Genomic DNA, 17,076 nt, shown 5'->3' with positions numbered 1-17,076 from the left:
CGTTTCAGTCCGTTTCCTGTTCGCCGGCCGTTTCCGGCTGGGGCGAGTGTCCCGTTTCCAACTGCGCGCGCTCTGCCCGGCGTGCAGCCCTTAAATTCGCCATTTGGCCGAGTCGCACCTCGAATTCCAGCTTTCGTTTGAGCAGCCGCTGCTGCTCTGCGAAAGCGCCTTCGGGATCGGTTTCGAACCGCGCCGTTGCCGCGGCAAGCGCAGCCTCCAGCGCAGGTCGTTCGACCAGCAACGATACGGCTTCAGCCAGGTCTTCGCGCGCAGCCTCTGGATCTGTTGCTTCCGTCAGGAAGGCGAAACGGGATTTATCCGGGGCGGCCAAGGGGCCTGTAGGCTCAAATATGGGCGCGCCGCCGCCATGTTCAAGCATTTCCGCCATATCGAGCAGCGGATTGACCAATTCTGCGACTTTCGCGTCACGTTCGGCCGCTTCGGACAAGGCCTCGGCGTGGCGATCGATCTGGTCGGGGAAGCGGAGCAACCCGGCCACCACGGCAGTCGCCAGCCGGTCGCGGCTGCCACCGCCGACGAGCCGCTGGAGACGGCGAATCGCAGCTGGATCGGCCATTGCCTGGTGTGGGCGGCCCCTCTGGAAACCGCCGGGCTTCCATGGCGCACGCTCGCGCTGCGGGAAAGCGAAGGCCGAGAAGCGATCCATCAGTTCGCGGCGATAGAGCGCCTTTATGTCGGGATCGGCGATAGTCTCGACATGAGCGTTGAGCCGCGCCTTCAGGCCCGCCTTGGCTTCGGGACTATCGAGCGGCTGCGCGTCGCGTTCATATTGCCACAATGTGTCGAGCAGGCTGTCAGGCGAGGCGAGCAGTTCCTCCATCGCCTTCGCACCGCGTTGCCTGATCAGATCGTCCGGATCGAGGCCGGAGGGCAGACGGACGATAGCGAGCGAATGGGCCGGGCGCAGCAAGGGCAAGGCGCGCTGGATCGCCCGCATCGCCGCGCGCTGGCCCGCAGCGTCGCCGTCGAAGCACAGGATCGGCCGCTCGACCATGCGCCACAGCAGTTCGATCTGCCGCTCCGTCAACGCCGTGCCGAGCGGAGCGACCGCGTCGGCGATCCCGGCATTGGCGAGGGCGATGACATCCATATAGCCTTCGACAACCACCATCCGCCCGCTCTGGCGACTGGCGGGACCAGCACGGTGGAGGTTGTAAAGGGTGCGGCCCTTGTCGAACAGCGGGGTGTCCGGCGAGTTCAGATACTTGGCGACACCGTCCCGCTTGTCGAGGATGCGGCCACCGAAGGCAATGACGCGTCCGCGCGCGTCCTGGATCGGGAGCATCAGGCGCTCGCGGAACCGGTCGTAATGCTCGCCAGCTTCCGTTTCGATGCGCATGCCGCTCTCGACCAGCATGGACTCGTCGAACTGGGCCAACCCGGCCTTCAGCGCTTGCCTCCCTTCTGGCGCGTAGCCGAACCCGAATTCGCGGACGACGCTTTCGGAGAACCCGCGCGAGGCGAGGTAATCGCGCGCCTTGGTCCCTTCCTGCCCGCCAAGTTGATGCACGAACCACTGCTGCGCCGCCTCGGTCACGTCGATCAGGCTGGCACGCTTCTCGGCCTGTTTCGCGGCGCGCGGGTCCGGGGCGGGTACTTCCAGTCCGGCTTCCGCCGCCAGTTCCTTCACCGCATCCATGAACTGGAGGCCCCGCTGGTCGGTCATCCAGCGGATCACATCGCCATGCGCCCCGCAGCCGAAGCAGTGGTAGAACCCCTTGGCGTCGTTGACCGTGAAGCTCGGGCTCTTCTCGTTGTGGAACGGACAGCACGCCTTCCACTCCCGCCCTGCCCGCTGCAGCTTGACCGTGCGCATGATGACGCTGGAAAGCGTCACCCGGGCGCGCAGTTCGTCAAGCCATTGCGGGGAAAGCATGCCCGCTCAATGCGCCGCATGGCGAGGGCTTTCAAGTGCCGCGCGAGCTATGCGCCCGGTTACTTCTCCATCAGGCAGGCGTTGGTCACGCCGGCCTTGGCGGCGGGATATGGCCCCTCGCCGGTAGCAGCCGTCGCATCCGCTTCGAACTGATATGCCCGTGCCGGCCCTGCAGGCGGCAAGGTCGACTGCCACCAGAAGGTTAGCGGTTCGCCCTGTTCCCACTGGTTGCCACCATCGCCGGCGTTGATCGTCCAAACCAGCGCACCATCGTCGCAACTCATCACGACGTCGGCCTTCGGCCCGATTGCAGCAAGCGCTTCGGCCTTGGCGTAGCCGGCCTTGCCGGTGAAGCCGTTTGCGGCGCGCAGCATGCGGAATTCGGTCGCACGCTCGATATCGCTCGAATCGTTGCCCGTCCCGCTACCGGTTGCCGGGTCCATGTCCTCGCCGGGATAGACGATGAAGACATAGGTATAGACCGTTCCTTCCGGTGCCGTTGTCGGCTCGCACGGATCGATCCCGTCCGGGCAGGCGACGTAGGAAGTCACATCGGCAAAGGCGCTGACCTGGTTGGAGAAAGCGACCTTCAACCGCTCGCCGCGCGGACCCTCGATCAGTCCTCCCAGCCTGAGGTCGGCGAAGTCGCCCTTCTCGCGGTCGACCGCCATGGAGATGGCGTCGGCGGTGGTATTGGCATCATTGAGGTCGGTCACATCGCTGCCGGCGACGGTGCTGGTCTCCTCGGCATAGTCGGCGTCTTCACCGCCCGAGCAGGCGGAGAGCGAAAGCGAAATGGCGAGAGCCGAAACGGCAGCGATGCGGATCATGACAGGCTTTCTTTGACGAGTTTCGAGGCGAGCCCCATGTCCAGAACAGCGCCGTGCTTCGCCTTTAGTTCCGCCATCACCTTGCCCATATCCTTAACCGATTCGGCCCCGGTCGTTACCTTGGCCTGCTCGATCGCCGCCCGGGTCTGCGTCTCGTCGAGCATCTGCGGCAGGAACTCCTCGATCACCGCCAGCTCGCCGCGCTCCTTGTCGGCCAGTTCCTCGCGGCCGCCGTCAACGAACATGGTTATCGATTCGCGCCGCTGCTTGGCCATTTTTTGCAGCACATCGATCACCACATCGTCATCGGGCACCTCCTTGGACGAGGTGCGCAGCTCGATATCGCGGTCCTTGATCTTGGCTCCGATCAGCCGCAGCGCGGCGGTGCGGTCCTTGTCGCCGGCCTTCATGGCGGCGGTGGTGGCGGCCTTGATGTCGTCGCGCAGTTTCGTTTCGGGCATGGTTCGTCCTGTGATTTTCCGGAGTTTTCGGGATTGCTCCCCAATTGGCCCCGCACGGCCCTTGACGCAAGGGGAGGGTATCCCTAGCGACCGACGCTTAGCGACATCGCCGGAAAACCCCTGACTCGGAGAGCCCCATGGCCACCGCCGACATTACCCCTGCGCAGCCTAAAGGCGCGACGGGAGTTCTTTTGCTGGCCGACGGAACGGCCCTGTGGGGCAAGGGCTTCGGCGCGGAGGGCAGCGCGGTGGGCGAGGTGTGCTTCAACACCGCGATGACCGGATACCAGGAGGTGATGACCGATCCCTCCTACGCCGGGCAGGTGGTGACCTTCACTTTCCCGCATATCGGCAATGTCGGGACCAATGCCGAGGATGTCGAAAGCCACGAGGTCGGCAGCGCAGTCGGCTGCGTGGTGCGCGAGGACGTGACCCTGCCGAGCAACTTCCGCAGCGCCGAGCATTTTACGCAGTGGATGGCGGCGAACGGCAAGATCGGGCTCGCCGGCATCGATACCCGCGCGCTGACCCGCTTCATCCGCGTGGGCGGCGCTCCCAATGCGGTGATCGCCCATGCGGCGGACGGCAGGTTCGACCTCGCCGCGCTGCTGAAGCGGGCGCAGGACTGGCCGGGGCTGGAGGGGATGGACTTGGCCCAGGCGGTCAGCCGCGAGCACCAGGAGGACTGGGGCGGTGGTTACTGGCGGCTCGGCCACGGCTATGGCCGCGCGGACTGGCACGACAAGCCCCACGTCGTCGCGATCGATTACGGCGCAAAGGACAATATCTTCCGCAACCTGGTGAAGGCGGGGGCCAAGGTGACGGTGGTCCCGGCGCGGACCAGCCTCGAGGATATCCTCGCACTAAATCCGGCAGGCGTGTTCCTTTCCAACGGCCCCGGCGATCCGGCGGCGACGGGCGAATATGCGGTGCCGGTGATCAAGGCGCTGCTCGAACGCGACATCCCGCTGTTCGGCATCTGCCTCGGCCACCAGATGCTGGCGCTGGCGGCGGGCGCGAAGACGGTCAAGATGCACCAAGGCCACCGCGGCGCGAACCACCCGGTCCAGCGGGTCGGCGAGGGCTGGGGCGAGACTTCGGGGCTGGTCGAGATCACCTCGATGAACCACGGCTTCGCGGTCGACGCGAGCACGTTGCCAGCGGGCGTGGAGCAGACCCATGTCTCGCTGTTCGACGGCAGCAACTGCGGGATCAGCATCACCGGCAAGAAGGCCTTCGGGGTGCAGTACCACCCCGAGGCAAGCCCGGGGCCGCAGGACAGCTTCTACCTGTTCGAGAAGTTCGTGGGGATGTTGGGGTGAGCGAGCCCGACTTCAACAAGTTCTTGGACGACTTAATCGTCGAATCAGCTAAGCGCCAAACTGGCGTCAACATCGAGGCTATCGATTTCTTCGACCTTTGCGAGGATGTGCATCCCGGCTTTGCGCCTACTTGGCGAGACATGGCTATCGGCCGTCTGGACGAACTAGGTTGGGCTAGGTTCAAGCCCTATTCTGATGCACCAGGGCGCCGCGCCCTGAAGATTACCCACGCAGGCATTGCGCGCGCGAGCGAAGTCAGGCTTCAGCGGCGTAAGCCTACGGCCTGGGAGCGAATAAAAGCCATTCCTCGAAGCGATTGGATCGCGCTTCTTGCTCTAATTGTCAGCGCAATAGCTTTACTCAAAGGCGAATAATGCCAAAAAGAACCGACATCTCCTCGATCCTCGTTATCGGCGCCGGGCCGATCATTATCGGCCAGGCCTGCGAGTTCGACTACTCCGGCACGCAGGCGATCAAGGCTTTGCGCGAGGAGGGCTACCGCGTCATCCTCGTCAATTCCAATCCGGCCACGATCATGACCGATCCGGAGATGGCCGACGCAACCTATATCGAGCCGATCACGCCCGAGATCGTCGCCAAGATCATCGCCAAGGAACGCCCCGACGCGCTGCTGCCGACCATGGGCGGGCAGACCGCGCTCAACTGCGCGCTCAAGCTCGACGAGATGGGCGTGCTGGCCGAATACGGCGTCGAGATGATCGGGGCCAAGGCCGATGCCATCGACAAGGCCGAGAACCGCCAGCGTTTCCGCGAGGCGATGGACAAGATCGGCCTCGAAAGCGCGCGCAGCGGCGTGGCGCATACGGTGGACGAGGCATTTGCGGTGCTGGAGAGCACCGGCCTGCCCTCGATCATCCGCCCCAGCTTCACCCTCGGCGGCACCGGCGGCGGCATCGCCTACAACAAGGCCGAGTTCGAGAAGATCGTGCGCGAAGGGCTCGAAGCCTCGCCGACCACCGAAGTCCTGATCGAGGAATCGCTCCTCGGCTGGAAGGAATTCGAGATGGAGGTGGTGCGTGACCGCAAGGACAACGCCATCATCATCTGCAGCATCGAGAATGTCGATCCGATGGGCGTCCACACCGGAGACAGTATCACCGTCGCCCCGGCGCTGACGCTGACCGACAAGGAATACCAGATCATGCGCAACGCCAGCATCGCTGTGCTGCGCGAGATCGGGGTCGAGACGGGCGGATCGAACGTCCAGTTCGCGGTCAATCCCATGGACGGTCGCTTGATCGTGATCGAGATGAACCCGCGCGTGTCGCGCAGCTCGGCGTTGGCTTCGAAGGCGACCGGCTTCCCCATCGCCCGCGTCGCGGCCAAGCTGGCGGTCGGCTACACGCTCGACGAGATCACCAACGAGATCACCGGCGCGACCCCGGCCAGTTTCGAGCCGACCATCGATTATGTCGTGACCAAGATCCCGCGCTTCGCCTTCGAGAAATTCAAGGGTGCGGAAAACAATCTTGCCACGGCGATGAAGTCGGTCGGCGAAGTCATGGCGATCGGGCGCAATTTCCAGGAATCGATGCAGAAGGCGCTGCGCGGGCTGGAGACCGACCTCGACGGCTTCAATCGCATTGTCGAGCTCGAAGGGGTGGGCAAGGACACCATCACCGCCTCGCTCAGCAAGCGGACGCCCGACCGGCTGCTCAAGGTTGCGCAGGCGTTCCGCGAAGGGCTGAGCGTCGAGGAAGTACACGAGGTCACCAGCTACGACCCGTGGTTCCTGCGCCAGATCGAAGCGATCATCGATGCCGAGAAGGAACTCGGCGAGAATGGCCTGCCGCAGGACGCGGCGGGACTGCGCCGGCTGAAAGCGATGGGCTTCTCCGACAAGCGGCTCGCCACGCTGGCGGTGCGCTCGGTCGGCGTCGCGGGCGGCCTGGCGGAAACGCAGGCGCGCCGCTCTGGCCTGCTGCACGATGCGCTCAAGGTTATGGCGGGGGCGACCAGCGAGAAGGAAGTGTGCCAGCTGCGCCGCAAACTCGGCGTGGTGCCGGTGTTCAAGCGGATCGACAGCTGCGCCGCCGAGTTCGATGCGATCACCCCCTATATGTACTCGACCTACGAAGCCCCGACCTTCGGCGCGCCCGAGTGCGAGGCCAATCCGTCCGACCGGCGCAAGATCGTCATTCTCGGCGGCGGCCCCAACCGGATCGGGCAGGGAATCGAGTTCGACTATTGCTGCGTCCACGCCTGCTACGCACTGGCCGAGGCCGGGTTCGAGACCATCATGGTCAACTGCAACCCCGAAACCGTCTCCACCGATTACGACACCTCCGACCGGCTCTATTTCGAGCCGCTGACGGCGGAGGACGTGCTGGAGATCCTCCGGATCGAGCAGTCGAAGGGCGAGCTCGTCGGCGTGATCGTCCAGTTCGGCGGCCAGACGCCCTTGAAGCTGGCGCAAGCGCTGGAAGACGCGGGCATCCCGATTCTCGGCACTTCGCCCGACGCCATCGACCTCGCCGAAGACCGCGAACGCTTCGCCAAGCTGGTCAACAAGCTCAAGCTCAAGCAGCCCGACAACGGCATCGCCTACAGCCGCGACGAAGCAGCCGCCGTGGCCGCCCGGATCGGCTATCCGGTGCTCCTGCGCCCCTCCTATGTCCTGGGTGGCAGGGCGATGGAGATCGTCGACAGCCTCGCCCAGCTCGACGACTATATCAAGACCGCGGTCAATGTGTCGGGTGACAGCCCGGTGCTGGTCGACCAGTACCTGCGCGACGCCATCGAATGCGACGTCGACGTTGTCTCCGATGGCTCGGAAGTCCGCATCGCCGGGGTGATGCAGCATATCGAGGAGGCCGGGGTGCACTCGGGCGACAGCGCCTGTACCCTGCCGCCTTACAGCCTGCCGGACGATATCGTCGCCGAGATGGAGCGGCAGGCGACCGAGCTTGCCCTCGCACTCAAGGTCGTGGGACTGATGAACGTCCAGTTCGCGGTCAAGGCAGGTGAGGTGTACCTGATCGAGGTCAATCCCCGCGCCTCGCGCACCGTGCCCTTCGTCGCCAAGGCGATTGGCAGCCCGGTGGCCAAGATCGCCAGCCTGGTCATGGCAGGGCAGAAGCTGACCGATTTCGAGCCGTTCAACCTGCGCCCCGATCACATGGCGGTGAAGGAGGCGGTGTTCCCCTTCGCCCGCTTCCCCGGCGCCGATCCGGTGCTCTCGCCCGAAATGAAATCGACCGGGGAAGTGATGGGGATCGACAAGGCGTTTCCGGAGGCATTCCTCAAGTCGCAGCTCGGTGTCGGCATGGCCTTGCCCGAAAGCGGCACGCTGTTCGTCTCCGTCAAGGACAGCGACAAGCCGGTCATCGTCCCGGCGGTGAGGACGCTGGTGGAGAAGGGCTTCCGCATCATCGCCACCGGCGGCACGCATGACTATCTCGCCGAACAGGGCATCCCGGTCGAGCGGGTCAACAAGGTAGCGCAAGGCCAGCCACATATCGTCGATGCGATCATCGATGGCGAGGTGGACCTGATCTTCAACACCACCGAAGGCTGGCAGAGCCTGGCAGACAGCAAATCCATCCGCGCCAGCGCGCTGGAGGCGAAGCTTCCGTACTACACCACGGCCCCCGCCAGCCTCGCCGTGGCGCAGGCGATTGCCACCACCAATGCGAGCAAGCTTGAAGTGCGGTCGCTGCAAGACTATTATAGCCGGGACTAACACAGCTTCTCCCCCACAGTTCGACCAGCTGATCCGCGCGTAACGAGGCGCGGCAGAGGATCGAATTGACGGTTGCCCGTGGTGGGGCGGGGCGAACGAGAGAAAGAATTGGGGACCGTAATGGAAAAGGTGCCGATGCTGGCAGAGGGCTATGAGCGGCTGACTGCCGATCTCAAGGCGCTGCGGGCGGAACGTCCGAAGATCGTCGACGCGATCGAGGAAGCACGCGCTCATGGCGACTTGTCGGAGAACGCCGAGTATCATGCCGCCAAGGAACGGCAGGGCCAGATCGAAGCCCAGATCGCCGATATCGAGGACCGCGTCAGCCGCGCCCAGATCATCGATCCGACCACGCTGTCGGGCGACAAGATCGTGTTCGGCGCGACCGTGACCCTGCTCGACGAGGACGACAAACCTGTCCGCTACCAGATCGTCGGCCAGACCGAGGCTGATGCGAGCAAGGGGCGCATCTCCTACAATTCGCCCATCGGGCGCGCGCTGATCGGCAAGATGGTCGGTGAAGAGATCGAGGTCACTGTGCCGTCGGGCGACAAGTTCTACCTCGTCGAGAAGATCGAGTTCATCTGATCCGATGGCGGTTCCGGTACGTGCGATAGAAGAGCGCCGGATCGCCGAGCATTTCCTCGCTCTGGACGCGGTAAGCGCGGCCGACGCGGTGGAATATGACCCCAAGCGGCCTAGCCGCAAGCGCGCATTCGCCCGGCTCAAGGGTAGCGACGTTATTCGTCCCGCCGGTCGGGACCGCTGGTATCTCGACGAGGACAGGTGGGACAAGCGCCGCGGCTTCCGCCGCAGTCGTATTGCCGGGGCTGTGTTCTTGGCAGCAGCGGTTGGTCTATTCGCCGCGCTTCGCTCACGCTAGTTCAGCCGAGCCGCTTTTCCATGGCGTAATTGTGGATCGGCACGCCGTCGATCTCGAAATCGCGCCGGTGCGTGACGACGTAGCCTGCGCGCGCGAACGAGGGCCGCGCAAGTTCGCTTGCCTCGGTATAGAGCCGCGAGAGGCCCAGCGCACGGGCATGCTTCTCTGCTGCAGCTAGCAGCCGGCCGGCCAGGCCAAGCCGTGTGTGCTGAGGGTGGTTGTAGAGCCGGTCGAGGTGCCCATCTGGCTCCATGACAGCGTAAGCGACAGGAACACCGTGGCCGTCCACCGCCACAAAGATCGCGTGGCCGTCGCTGGCCCGGCGGCGGTACATGGCTGGGCCGGGGTGCCGCGCTGCCCATGCTTCGACCTGCTCGGGCGCATAGCCATGTGGCCCCACTTCGCGGATTGCCGCCAGAGCGAGTGCGGTCAGCGCCCGAGCATCGCCATCGCGATAGAGGCGGATGGCGTATTCCATCCGGTCCAGATCACACCTCCGGTGTCAGCAGCTTGTGGATGTGGACCACCACATAGCGCATTTCGGCATCGTCGACCGTCCGCTGTGCCTGTGCGCGCCACGCATCAACGGCAGCATCATAGCTGCTGTAGATGCCGACGACATGAAGGCTCTCGGGATCCTGGAACTCCAACGAACGCGGATCCTTGACGCGGCCGCCCATGACGAGATGGAGCTTCTGGCTCGGGGTGGTTTCTTCCATGGTACACTTTCCTGGGGAGGGAATCTCGGCGCGCCCATAGCGCAGCAGGGCGCAGAGGCAAACCGCCCTGCGCCCTTACCGGACCTGAGATTTCGTATTCGTTAGCGGGCGACTGTGGCGAACTAGTGCGTCAGGTGCTTGCGGGTCTGGCGGACAGCGCGCCCGGCCCTCCGACCGGCCCGGCGACCAAGATCGTGCACCGCGTCGCGTGCGCTGGCCGCGAGGTAAGCGCCTTCGCGCTTCGCCTTGCGGGTCGTGCGCTCGACATTGTCGCCAAGGTCTTCCAGCTTCTCTGTGCCAGCCTCGCGGACATCATCGGCAAGATCGCCGGCCGCGTCGAGCATGCCCAAAGCGTAGGCGATGCCGGCTTCCGTGGCATAGCTGGCCAATCCTGCGGCACGGTGGCCAAGCCGGCGGCCAGGGCGAGTCATGGCGCCGATGACCAGCGCTATGACCGCAACACCAGCGACCGATGCGACGGGGTGGGCGCGGACGAAATCGGTTGCCGCTTTGGCAGCATCACCAGCGGCGCGCGCGATATCGCGCTCGGCCAGGCGGGCCTCGCCCTGTTCGATCCGCTGCCTGAGGGCGTCACGGTTGTCGGGGTTACTCATGTGTCATCTCCCATTGGGGGTTGGGGTGTGTCGTCTTCTTCTCCCGCCTCGCCGGTGAACATCGCCATAATCGGATTGCGGGCAAACCACAGGGCGATGGCGCCAAACAGCAGGGCCACGATGCCGATATTGTCGCCGACCTTGGCCTGGGCGTTGTCGAGCAACTCCGCCGCACCATCCCTGGCCCGGTCCAGCGCGCGCTTTCCTACGGTCTTCTCTTCCAGATCCGTCTTCACCCGCTCGATATCGGCCTTGAACAGGGCATGCGCGGCATTGCGCAGGACGCGATCCTCTCGGAGCTGGCGTTCAAGATTGCTCATTTTCACCACTCTTGAAGGCGTCGCCCAGGGCCTTGAAGCGCCTCACTGCCTTCTGCGCGAAAATGGCGACACCCAGCAGCAACACGCCGACAACCACCGCCACTGCACCGAACGGCGTGAGATAGGGGCCCAAGGCAATCACCAGGCCAACCACCAGCGCAATCAGCGCGAGGTGGAGGAAGGCCAAAGCGGCAAGGCCGAAGACAACGCCCTGCTTGGTTTTTTCACCGGCATAGCTGGCGCGGGTCTTCTGGAACGCGACTTCAGCCTGGAAATAGGTCTTGCCGTCGTCGATCAGCGCACTGACATCGTCCGCCAGCGAACCGAAGGTCGGCTCCTCGCCGCCTTCTTCGGACGACCGACCAGGCTCAAGCTCGCCGGGCTGCGCCTCGTGCGTGGCATTATCCAGCATTCGCGCAGCCCCTTTCTTCACTTAACGGCGAAAAATGCGCGACAGGAGGTAGCCTGCGACCGCGGCGATACCAAGGGCCGTACCCGGCTTTTCACGCACGAAGGTCTTCGCGTCTTCGCCCAGTTCCTCGAAGCTCTTGGCCTCCAGCTTGGCGGCGTTCTCCTGCAGGCTGCGCGCAGCGGTGCGGGCATAATCGCCATATTGCGGGCCGAAGTTTTCGTCGATCTTGGCGGCGTTCTCAGCCACCAGCTGGCCCAGTGCGGCGAGCGCGTCGCTGGCCTTGGCCTTGCCTTCGACAGCGAGTTCGCTGGCCCGAACCTTGGCTTCCTCGCCATAGTCCTTGGCATCGGCTACCAGGTCGGTGCTCTTGCCCTTGGCCTGTTGGCGATAGGTGCCGACAACCTGGCCGGCTTCGGCCTTCAGCGCGGCGGCGCCGGCTTTGGCTTCTTCGAGTGCGGCGTTGAACCGCGACTTGGCTTCTTCGCGATGGGTCACTTCTGGTTCCTTTACTGGAGTGGCTTTGGGGGCAGCAGTTTTGGCGGTCGCCTTGGGGGCAGCCTTGGCAGTAGGCTTCTTGGGTACCGCACGCTTTGCCGGGGTCTTGGGAGTGTTGCCACTGGTGGGGCTCTTGGCCATGATCTCTTCCCTCCGTTACTACTTCATACCAGCATACTCGCGCGCGGGGGCAAAGCGAATACGCATGCAGGAGGAGAACGCGCCTTGCACCGGTCCGTTCCGCCGCATAGAGCGCTTTCGCCCCTGCATAGACCCAATATGGGGGTGTCTTAACGCGATACAACACCAGTCCGCCGGAGCCAATCCCAATGACCGCGATCATCGACATCCACGCCCGTGAAATCCTCGACAGCCGAGGCAACCCGACGGTTGAAGTCGATGTCCTGCTCGAGGACGGCAGCTTCGGTCGCGCAGCGGTGCCTTCGGGCGCGTCGACCGGCGCGCACGAAGCCGTCGAACTGCGCGATGGCGACAAGTCACGCTACCTCGGCAAGGGCGTGCTCAAGGCGGTGGAAGCGGTCAACACGGTGATCGCCGATACGCTGCTCGGCCTCGATGCCGAGGATCAGCGCGATATCGACGGCGTGCTGATCGACATCGACGGGACCGACAACAAAGCCAAGCTGGGTGCCAACGCCCTGCTCGGCACATCCCTGGCTGTCGCGAAGGCTGCGGCGGCGGCGCGCGGCATGCCGCTTTACGCCTATGTCGGCGGCGTTTCAGCGCATGTCCTGCCGGTGCCTATGATGAACATTATCAACGGCGGCGAGCACGCGGATAACCCGATCGACTTCCAGGAATTCATGATCATGCCGGTCGGTGCACCGACGCTGGCCGAAGCCGTGCGCTGGGGCTCGGAAGTGTTCCACACGCTCAAGAAGGGGCTGCATGAAAAGGGACTGGCAACGGCGGTGGGTGACGAGGGCGGCTTCGCGCCGAACTTGTCGAGCACCCGCGCGGCGCTCGACTTCATCATGGAATCGATCGGCAAGGCCGGCTTCACCGCTGGAACGGACATCCAGCTGGCGCTCGACTGCGCCGCAACGGAGTTCTTCCGCGACGGCAAGTACGAAATCAGCGGCGAGGGCCTGTCGCTCAGCCCGGTGGAAATGGCCGACTATCTCGCCGCCTTGTGTAACGACTATCCGATCGTCTCGATCGAAGACGGCATGGGCGAGGACGATTTCGAAGGCTGGAAGGCCGTGACCGACACAATCGGCAGCAAGGTCCAGCTCGTTGGCGACGACCTGTTCGTGACCAATCCCGCACGCCTCGCCATGGGCATTGAGAAAGGTCTCGCCAACTCGCTGCTGGTCAAGGTCAACCAGATCGGGACGCTCAGCGAGACGCTGGAGGCCGTCGATATGGCCCACCGCGCGGGCTACACCAGCGTGATGAGCCACCGTTCGGGCGAAACCGAGGACGCGACCATCGCCGACCTCGCCGTCGCCACCAATTGCGGGCAGATCAAGACGGGCTCGCTCGCCCGGTCGGACCGGCTTGCCAAGTACAACCAGTTGATCCGGATCGAGGAAGAGCTGGGCGCCAGCGCGCATTACGCCGGCGCCGCGTGCTTCGGACGGCTCGCGCGTTAGTCGTCAGATCGGAGTTGCATCGGCGCGGATGCGAGCAATGGCTGCATCCAGATGGGCTGCTGCGATATGCGCGCCCATCCGGTCCAGTATCGTCAATTTCTCCTCCAGCAAGAGCGCCAGTGCGAGCATTTCATCCGCGTGCGATTGCACGGGGGTTTCGGGTGCGATCATACCCATTTCCGTCAGTCCTCAGCCTGCGATCATGCGTCCCGCCTTGGGTGATGACGCGTGCATGCCGTTTTTGCGAGCGATGTTGCCTCGGATACGGAGGTAACTTGGCAGATCAATCGGTCCGCGCCATAGTCCCCTCGGAGGGAGGCAGAGCATATGGAGCGATTTCCGTCGCATCCGGGCGATGTGACGCCGGAATGGTTGACCCGCGTGCTCCGGGCTGAGGTCGAGGGTGTCAGCTGGCAGCCGATCGGTACGGGGCAGGTTGGCGACAGCGCGCGCTTTACGCTCGATCGACACGAGGGGAGCGCGGCACCAGAGACGGTAGCAGGCAAGTTTCCGGCTGCGGATGAAACGAGCCGCTCCACTGCCGCGATGTTCGGGCTTTATTCGAAAGAGGTGAACTTCTACCGCGACATAGCGGCCCAACTCGCGGTGCGGGTGCCACACGTCTACTTCTCCGGACTGGCCGAAGACGGCGATGAATTCATCCTGCTGTTCGAAGATCTTGGCCCCTGTCGCGGCGGCAACCAGATTGCGGGCTGCGACCTCAGCGATGCCGAGCATGCAATCCGTCAAGCAGCGGCCATCCATGCGCCCAGCTGGCACAATCGCGCCATTCTCGACGCCGAATGGCTGGTGGCCAAGCCCGAGGTCTCGGCCCAGATCCGCGCGCTCTATCCGCAGGCCCAAGCGATATGGCGCGAACGCTATGCCGACACGCTGGAGCCGGAGTTCATGCAATTGTGCGAGGCGGTGGCCGAACATACTGTGAGTGTCTTCACAACCGAGCAGCCTGTACCTGTAAGCCTGGTCCACGGCGACTTCCGGCTCGACAACATGTTGTTCGACATCAACGGCGGTGCAGAGCCCATCGCCGTGCTCGACTGGCAGACGGTCACCATCGGCAACCCGATGACCGATATCGGCTATTTCCTCGGCTGCGGCATCGGCGATGACCTTCGCAGCCAGCATGAAGACCGATTGATCGACCTGTGGCTGTCCGAAATGGCCGCGCGCGGGGTAAAGCTCAGCCGTGGCGATATCTGGGACGATTACCGTCGCGGGGCGATCCACGGTGTCACCACAGCGGTGTTCAGCGCCGCCTTCGTCGAGCGGACCGAGCGCGGGGACGCCAATTTCCTGTCCATGGCCCGCGGCGCCTGCGCACTCGCGCTGGCCCATGACAGCCTCGGAGCACTCAAGGGAGAATAGACGTGGTGCTGACCAAAGGCGACGATTACCCACTCCACCAGACGCCGGAGCCGGTTGCTTACTCCGGCACCGACCGCAATTTCTACGATCGCTATTTCTTCAACGGCTATGGCCCGGACGGAGAGGACTTTTTCGCAGTTGCTTTCGGGGTCTATCCCCATCTCGACGTCGCCGACTCCCATTTCTGTGTAGTTCGTGACGGCAAGCAGCACTGTGTCCACGCCAGTCGCAAGCTCGCCATGGAGCGGATGGACCTCTCCTGCGGCCCGGTGCGGATCGAGATTGTCGAGCCGCTGCACAAGCTGCGGGTGATCGTCGAGGGGGAAGGGCTGGCGGCCGATATCACCTTCACGGGCCGGGCCTTCCCGATCGAGGAACCGCGCTTTGTCTGGCGCATCGGCCCGCGCACGGTGATGGATTACACCCGGCTGACCCAGAACGGCCACTACGAAGGCTGGATCGAGGTTGACGGCAAACGCAAGCCACTCGTCGCCGGGACCGCCGGGACGCGGGACCGCAGCTGGGGCGTGCGGCCTGTCGGCGCCTCCGATCCGCAGTTCAACAACGGTTCGGCGGTGCCTCAGTTCTTCTGGCAATGGACCCCGGTCAATTTGCCGGGGCGCAGCCTCTTCTACCACCTCAATGCCCATGCCGACGGGACGGCCTGGAACACGCGCGGGGTGGTGGCGCCCGACGGCAACGGGCCGGAAGCCTTCACTGACCACCACGCGCCCGAGATGGAAACCCCGCTGGAGCCGGGAACCCGCTGGCCTTCAGGGGGCACGCTCAAGATGGGCGGCGAGAGCTTCGCCTTCGAGCCGGTCGGGCGTTTCCAGATGCGCGGGCTGGGCTATACCTCGCCCAAATGGAACCACGGGCTCGACCATGGCACGCTCGAGATCGAGCGCGAGGATATCGATCTCGCCAGTTGCGATCCGGTGCGGCCCGACCATCTCCATGTGCAGATGCTCTGCCGCGTCACCAGCGACAGCGGCGAAGTGGGCATGGGCGTGTTCGAACAGCTCGCCATCGGCGACTACGCGCCGCTGGGGCTGAGGGGATTGTCGGGTCCGGCCTAGGCCGCGGCGGTGAGGCGGGCGAGCTGAACCTCGCTCAGTTCAACCCGGGTGAATTCGAGCAACTCGTGGAGCTGCTCCACCGTTCGCGCACTGGCGATAGGGGCCGGAATGCCCGGCTGGCGCACCAACCAGGCGAGAGCGATGGCTGACAGGCTCGCGCCGCTTTCAGCTGCGACTTCGTCCATCACCGCCAGAACCTGCGGGCCGTTGCTCCCGGCCAGTTCCCTGGCCCGGCCGCCGCGCATCGACTGGGCAAAATCTTCTTCGGTGCGATACTTGCCGGTCAGATAGCCCGAGGCGAGGCCGAAGAAGGGCAGCATGGCGATACCCTTCGACGTTGCGAGCGCCTGCAACTCCGATCCATAAGCACTGCGCGCCACGAGGTTGTACTCGTTCTGCAGAGCGGTGAAGGGCGTCGCGCCCGTCGTTTCGGCATGATCGAGCGACGCGCCAAGCCGCGCGGCATCGAAGTTCGATGCCCCGATGCCCTTGGTCTTGCCGCTCTGCACCGCGCCGTCGAAGGCATCGACAATCGCGCCAATCTCAAGCTCGGGATAATCCTTGTGCGCATAGTAGAGGTCGATGTGGTCCGATTGCAGTCGCTCCAGCGAAGCATCGAGCGATTGCAGCACGCGGGCAGGCTCATAGAGTTCGGAACCGCCGAGCATCCCGGTCTTGGTATGGATGCGCATATCTGCCCGCACGCCGCGGCTTGCCATCCATTCGCCCAGCACGGTTTCTGACTCGCCGCCTTTGTGGCCCGGTACCCAGGCCGAGTAGACATCGGCGGTGTCGATCATGCGACCACCAGCCTCATAGAAAGCGTCGAGCACAGCGAAGGCTTCATCGCCCTTGCAGGTCCAGCCAAAGACATTGCCACCCAGGACCAGCGGTAAACCCGCGATGAAATCGGTTCCGCTCACGCGAACTTTTCCTGCATCGCCAGTAGCGCCATGGCCGCTTCGGCCGCGCCTGCACCCTTGTTCGCCTGCTTGGGATCGGCGCGATAGATCGCCTGCGCCTCGTTCTCGGTGGTGAGAATGCCATTGCCGATGGCAATGCCGTCCATCGTCAGCGCCATGATCCCGCGCGCACTTTCACCTGCGACGATCTCGAAGTGATAGGTCTCGCCGCGAATGACCACGCCAAGGGCGACGAAACCGTCGTAGCGGTCGCTCTCTGCTGCCATGGCAATGGTGCCGGGCACTTCCAGCGCGCCGGGGACGGTCACGACCTCGACCTCATGCCCCGCAGCTTCCAGCGCAGCGCTGGCGCCAGCGACCAGCATATCGTTGAGATGATCGTAGAAGCGGGCTTCAACTATCAGGAAACGGGCCAT

The 17,076-nt window shown here is 64.3% G+C and carries 20 protein-coding genes; 8 read left to right on the top strand and 12 right to left on the bottom strand.

Annotated features, from left to right (window positions below; translation table 11 throughout):
* Positions 1–4: 4 nt before the first annotated feature.
* The 3 genes from dnaG to LY632_RS09075 are packed head-to-tail and all read right to left on the bottom strand — an operon-like array spanning position 5 to position 3,188.
* Entirely contained in the window at positions 5–1,897 is a 1,893-nt protein-coding gene (dnaG, locus tag LY632_RS09085) for a DNA primase (protein ID WP_234090824.1), read from the bottom strand.
* Between the two features lie 59 nt (positions 1,898–1,956).
* Positions 1,957–2,727, bottom strand: coding sequence for a hypothetical protein (locus tag LY632_RS09080; RefSeq protein ID WP_234090823.1), 771 nt, complete (start codon positions 2,725–2,727; stop codon positions 1,957–1,959).
* Complete coding sequence (locus LY632_RS09075) at positions 2,724–3,188, bottom strand: GatB/YqeY domain-containing protein (protein WP_234090822.1); 465 nt, start codon at positions 3,186–3,188, stop codon at positions 2,724–2,726. The genes LY632_RS09080 and LY632_RS09075 overlap by 4 nt, the downstream gene beginning before the upstream one ends.
* Before the next feature lie 137 nt (positions 3,189–3,325).
* Between LY632_RS09075 and carA the strand changes: the two genes are divergently transcribed.
* The 5 genes from carA to LY632_RS09050 all read left to right on the top strand — a co-directional run bounded on the left by carA (position 3,326) and on the right by LY632_RS09050 (position 9,096).
* The gene (carA, locus tag LY632_RS09070; protein WP_234090821.1) at positions 3,326–4,510 is read left to right on the top strand and encodes a glutamine-hydrolyzing carbamoyl-phosphate synthase small subunit; all 1,185 of its coding nucleotides are present in this window, start codon (positions 3,326–3,328) and stop codon (positions 4,508–4,510) included.
* A complete protein-coding gene (locus LY632_RS09065; RefSeq protein ID WP_234090820.1) occupies positions 4,507–4,884 on the top strand; it encodes a hypothetical protein in 378 nt (125 codons plus the stop codon). Before carA ends, LY632_RS09065 begins: the two co-directional genes overlap by 4 nt.
* Positions 4,884–8,213: a carbamoyl-phosphate synthase large subunit gene (gene carB / locus LY632_RS09060; protein ID WP_234090819.1), complete on the top strand. Its 3,330-nt coding sequence runs from the start codon at positions 4,884–4,886 to the stop codon at positions 8,211–8,213. Before LY632_RS09065 ends, carB begins: the two co-directional genes overlap by 1 nt.
* 120 nt (positions 8,214–8,333) lie before the next feature.
* Positions 8,334–8,801, top strand: a complete 468-nt coding sequence (gene greA / locus LY632_RS09055; RefSeq protein WP_234090818.1) for a transcription elongation factor GreA — start codon at positions 8,334–8,336, stop codon at positions 8,799–8,801.
* 4 nt (positions 8,802–8,805) lie between these two features.
* Complete coding sequence (locus LY632_RS09050) at positions 8,806–9,096, top strand: hypothetical protein (RefSeq protein WP_234090817.1); 291 nt, start codon at positions 8,806–8,808, stop codon at positions 9,094–9,096.
* A 1-nt stretch (position 9,097) separates the two neighbouring features.
* Here LY632_RS09050 and LY632_RS09045 read toward each other — a convergent pair whose 3' ends face one another.
* The 6 genes from LY632_RS09045 to LY632_RS09020 all read right to left on the bottom strand — a co-directional run bounded on the left by LY632_RS09045 (position 9,098) and on the right by LY632_RS09020 (position 11,797).
* Positions 9,098–9,574 (bottom strand): GNAT family N-acetyltransferase, encoded by a 477-nt coding sequence (locus tag LY632_RS09045; protein WP_234090816.1) that lies wholly within the window; start codon positions 9,572–9,574, stop codon positions 9,098–9,100.
* A 10-nt stretch (positions 9,575–9,584) separates the two neighbouring features.
* Positions 9,585–9,815: a DUF4170 domain-containing protein gene (locus LY632_RS09040; RefSeq protein WP_234090815.1), complete on the bottom strand. Its 231-nt coding sequence runs from the start codon at positions 9,813–9,815 to the stop codon at positions 9,585–9,587.
* A gap of 122 nt (positions 9,816–9,937) precedes the next feature.
* Positions 9,938–10,429: a hypothetical protein gene (locus LY632_RS09035; protein ID WP_234090814.1), complete on the bottom strand. Its 492-nt coding sequence runs from the start codon at positions 10,427–10,429 to the stop codon at positions 9,938–9,940.
* Positions 10,426–10,749 carry a hypothetical protein gene (locus LY632_RS09030; RefSeq protein ID WP_234090813.1) on the bottom strand — a complete coding sequence of 108 codons (324 nt, stop codon included), beginning with the start codon at positions 10,747–10,749 and terminating at the stop codon, positions 10,426–10,428. The genes LY632_RS09035 and LY632_RS09030 overlap by 4 nt, the downstream gene beginning before the upstream one ends.
* The gene (locus LY632_RS09025; RefSeq protein WP_234090812.1) at positions 10,736–11,161 is read right to left on the bottom strand and encodes a phage holin family protein; all 426 of its coding nucleotides are present in this window, start codon (positions 11,159–11,161) and stop codon (positions 10,736–10,738) included. Before LY632_RS09025 ends, LY632_RS09030 begins: the two co-directional genes overlap by 14 nt.
* A 21-nt stretch (positions 11,162–11,182) precedes the next feature.
* A complete protein-coding gene (locus LY632_RS09020) occupies positions 11,183–11,797 on the bottom strand; it encodes a hypothetical protein (RefSeq protein WP_234090811.1) in 615 nt (204 codons plus the stop codon).
* Between the two features lie 188 nt (positions 11,798–11,985).
* On the opposite strand from LY632_RS09020, the gene eno reads away from it, so the two are divergent.
* The gene (gene eno / locus LY632_RS09015; protein ID WP_234090810.1) at positions 11,986–13,272 is read left to right on the top strand and encodes a phosphopyruvate hydratase; all 1,287 of its coding nucleotides are present in this window, start codon (positions 11,986–11,988) and stop codon (positions 13,270–13,272) included.
* 3 nt (positions 13,273–13,275) lie between these two features.
* Here eno and LY632_RS09010 read toward each other — a convergent pair whose 3' ends face one another.
* The gene (locus tag LY632_RS09010; RefSeq protein WP_234090809.1) at positions 13,276–13,449 is read right to left on the bottom strand and encodes a hypothetical protein; all 174 of its coding nucleotides are present in this window, start codon (positions 13,447–13,449) and stop codon (positions 13,276–13,278) included.
* Between the two features lie 150 nt (positions 13,450–13,599).
* Between LY632_RS09010 and LY632_RS09005 the strand changes: the two genes are divergently transcribed.
* Together LY632_RS09005 and LY632_RS09000 are read left to right on the top strand one after the other, a co-directional pair.
* A complete protein-coding gene (locus LY632_RS09005; RefSeq protein WP_234090808.1) occupies positions 13,600–14,658 on the top strand; it encodes an ecdysteroid 22-kinase family protein in 1,059 nt (352 codons plus the stop codon).
* 2 nt (positions 14,659–14,660) lie between these two features.
* Positions 14,661–15,737 carry a hypothetical protein gene (locus LY632_RS09000; protein ID WP_370636485.1) on the top strand — a complete coding sequence of 359 codons (1,077 nt, stop codon included), beginning with the start codon at positions 14,661–14,663 and terminating at the stop codon, positions 15,735–15,737.
* Here the strand turns inward: LY632_RS09000 and LY632_RS08995 are convergent.
* Both LY632_RS08995 and ribH read right to left on the bottom strand, forming a co-directional pair.
* Positions 15,734–16,660, bottom strand: coding sequence for an aldo/keto reductase (locus LY632_RS08995; RefSeq protein ID WP_234090807.1), 927 nt, complete (start codon positions 16,658–16,660; stop codon positions 15,734–15,736). The two genes, LY632_RS09000 and LY632_RS08995, sit on opposite strands and share 4 nt — an antisense overlap.
* Positions 16,657–17,076, bottom strand: coding sequence for a 6,7-dimethyl-8-ribityllumazine synthase (gene ribH, locus LY632_RS08990; protein WP_234090806.1), 420 nt, complete (start codon positions 17,074–17,076; stop codon positions 16,657–16,659). The genes LY632_RS08995 and ribH overlap by 4 nt, the downstream gene beginning before the upstream one ends.

The organism is Erythrobacter sp. SDW2, from assembly GCF_021431965.1.
GTDB lineage: Bacteria > Pseudomonadota > Alphaproteobacteria > Sphingomonadales > Sphingomonadaceae > Parerythrobacter.
Note: the sequence above shows the minus strand (reverse complement) of the source record. Positions and strands in the feature narration are given on the sequence as shown.

Coding starts and splice junctions, on each gene's coding strand:
- dnaG (WP_234090824.1), bottom strand. CDS start 1,897: ATGCTTTCCCCGCAATGGCTTGACGAACTGCGCGCCCGGGTGACGCTT.
- LY632_RS09080 (WP_234090823.1), bottom strand. CDS start 2,727: ATGATCCGCATCGCTGCCGTTTCGGCTCTCGCCATTTCGCTTTCGCTC.
- LY632_RS09075 (WP_234090822.1), bottom strand. CDS start 3,188: ATGCCCGAAACGAAACTGCGCGACGACATCAAGGCCGCCACCACCGCC.
- carA (WP_234090821.1), top strand. CDS start 3,326: ATGGCCACCGCCGACATTACCCCTGCGCAGCCTAAAGGCGCGACGGGA.
- carB (WP_234090819.1), top strand. CDS start 4,884: ATGCCAAAAAGAACCGACATCTCCTCGATCCTCGTTATCGGCGCCGGG.
- greA (WP_234090818.1), top strand. CDS start 8,334: ATGGAAAAGGTGCCGATGCTGGCAGAGGGCTATGAGCGGCTGACTGCC.
- LY632_RS09050 (WP_234090817.1), top strand. CDS start 8,806: ATGGCGGTTCCGGTACGTGCGATAGAAGAGCGCCGGATCGCCGAGCAT.
- LY632_RS09045 (WP_234090816.1), bottom strand. CDS start 9,574: ATGGAATACGCCATCCGCCTCTATCGCGATGGCGATGCTCGGGCGCTG.
- LY632_RS09040 (WP_234090815.1), bottom strand. CDS start 9,815: ATGGAAGAAACCACCCCGAGCCAGAAGCTCCATCTCGTCATGGGCGGC.
- LY632_RS09035 (WP_234090814.1), bottom strand. CDS start 10,429: ATGAGTAACCCCGACAACCGTGACGCCCTCAGGCAGCGGATCGAACAG.
- LY632_RS09030 (WP_234090813.1), bottom strand. CDS start 10,749: ATGAGCAATCTTGAACGCCAGCTCCGAGAGGATCGCGTCCTGCGCAAT.
- LY632_RS09025 (WP_234090812.1), bottom strand. CDS start 11,161: ATGCTGGATAATGCCACGCACGAGGCGCAGCCCGGCGAGCTTGAGCCT.
- LY632_RS09020 (WP_234090811.1), bottom strand. CDS start 11,797: ATGGCCAAGAGCCCCACCAGTGGCAACACTCCCAAGACCCCGGCAAAG.
- eno (WP_234090810.1), top strand. CDS start 11,986: ATGACCGCGATCATCGACATCCACGCCCGTGAAATCCTCGACAGCCGA.
- LY632_RS09010 (WP_234090809.1), bottom strand. CDS start 13,449: ATGGGTATGATCGCACCCGAAACCCCCGTGCAATCGCACGCGGATGAA.
- LY632_RS09005 (WP_234090808.1), top strand. CDS start 13,600: ATGGAGCGATTTCCGTCGCATCCGGGCGATGTGACGCCGGAATGGTTG.
- ribH (WP_234090806.1), bottom strand. CDS start 17,076: ATGGCCCGTTTCCTGATAGTTGAAGCCCGCTTCTACGATCATCTCAAC.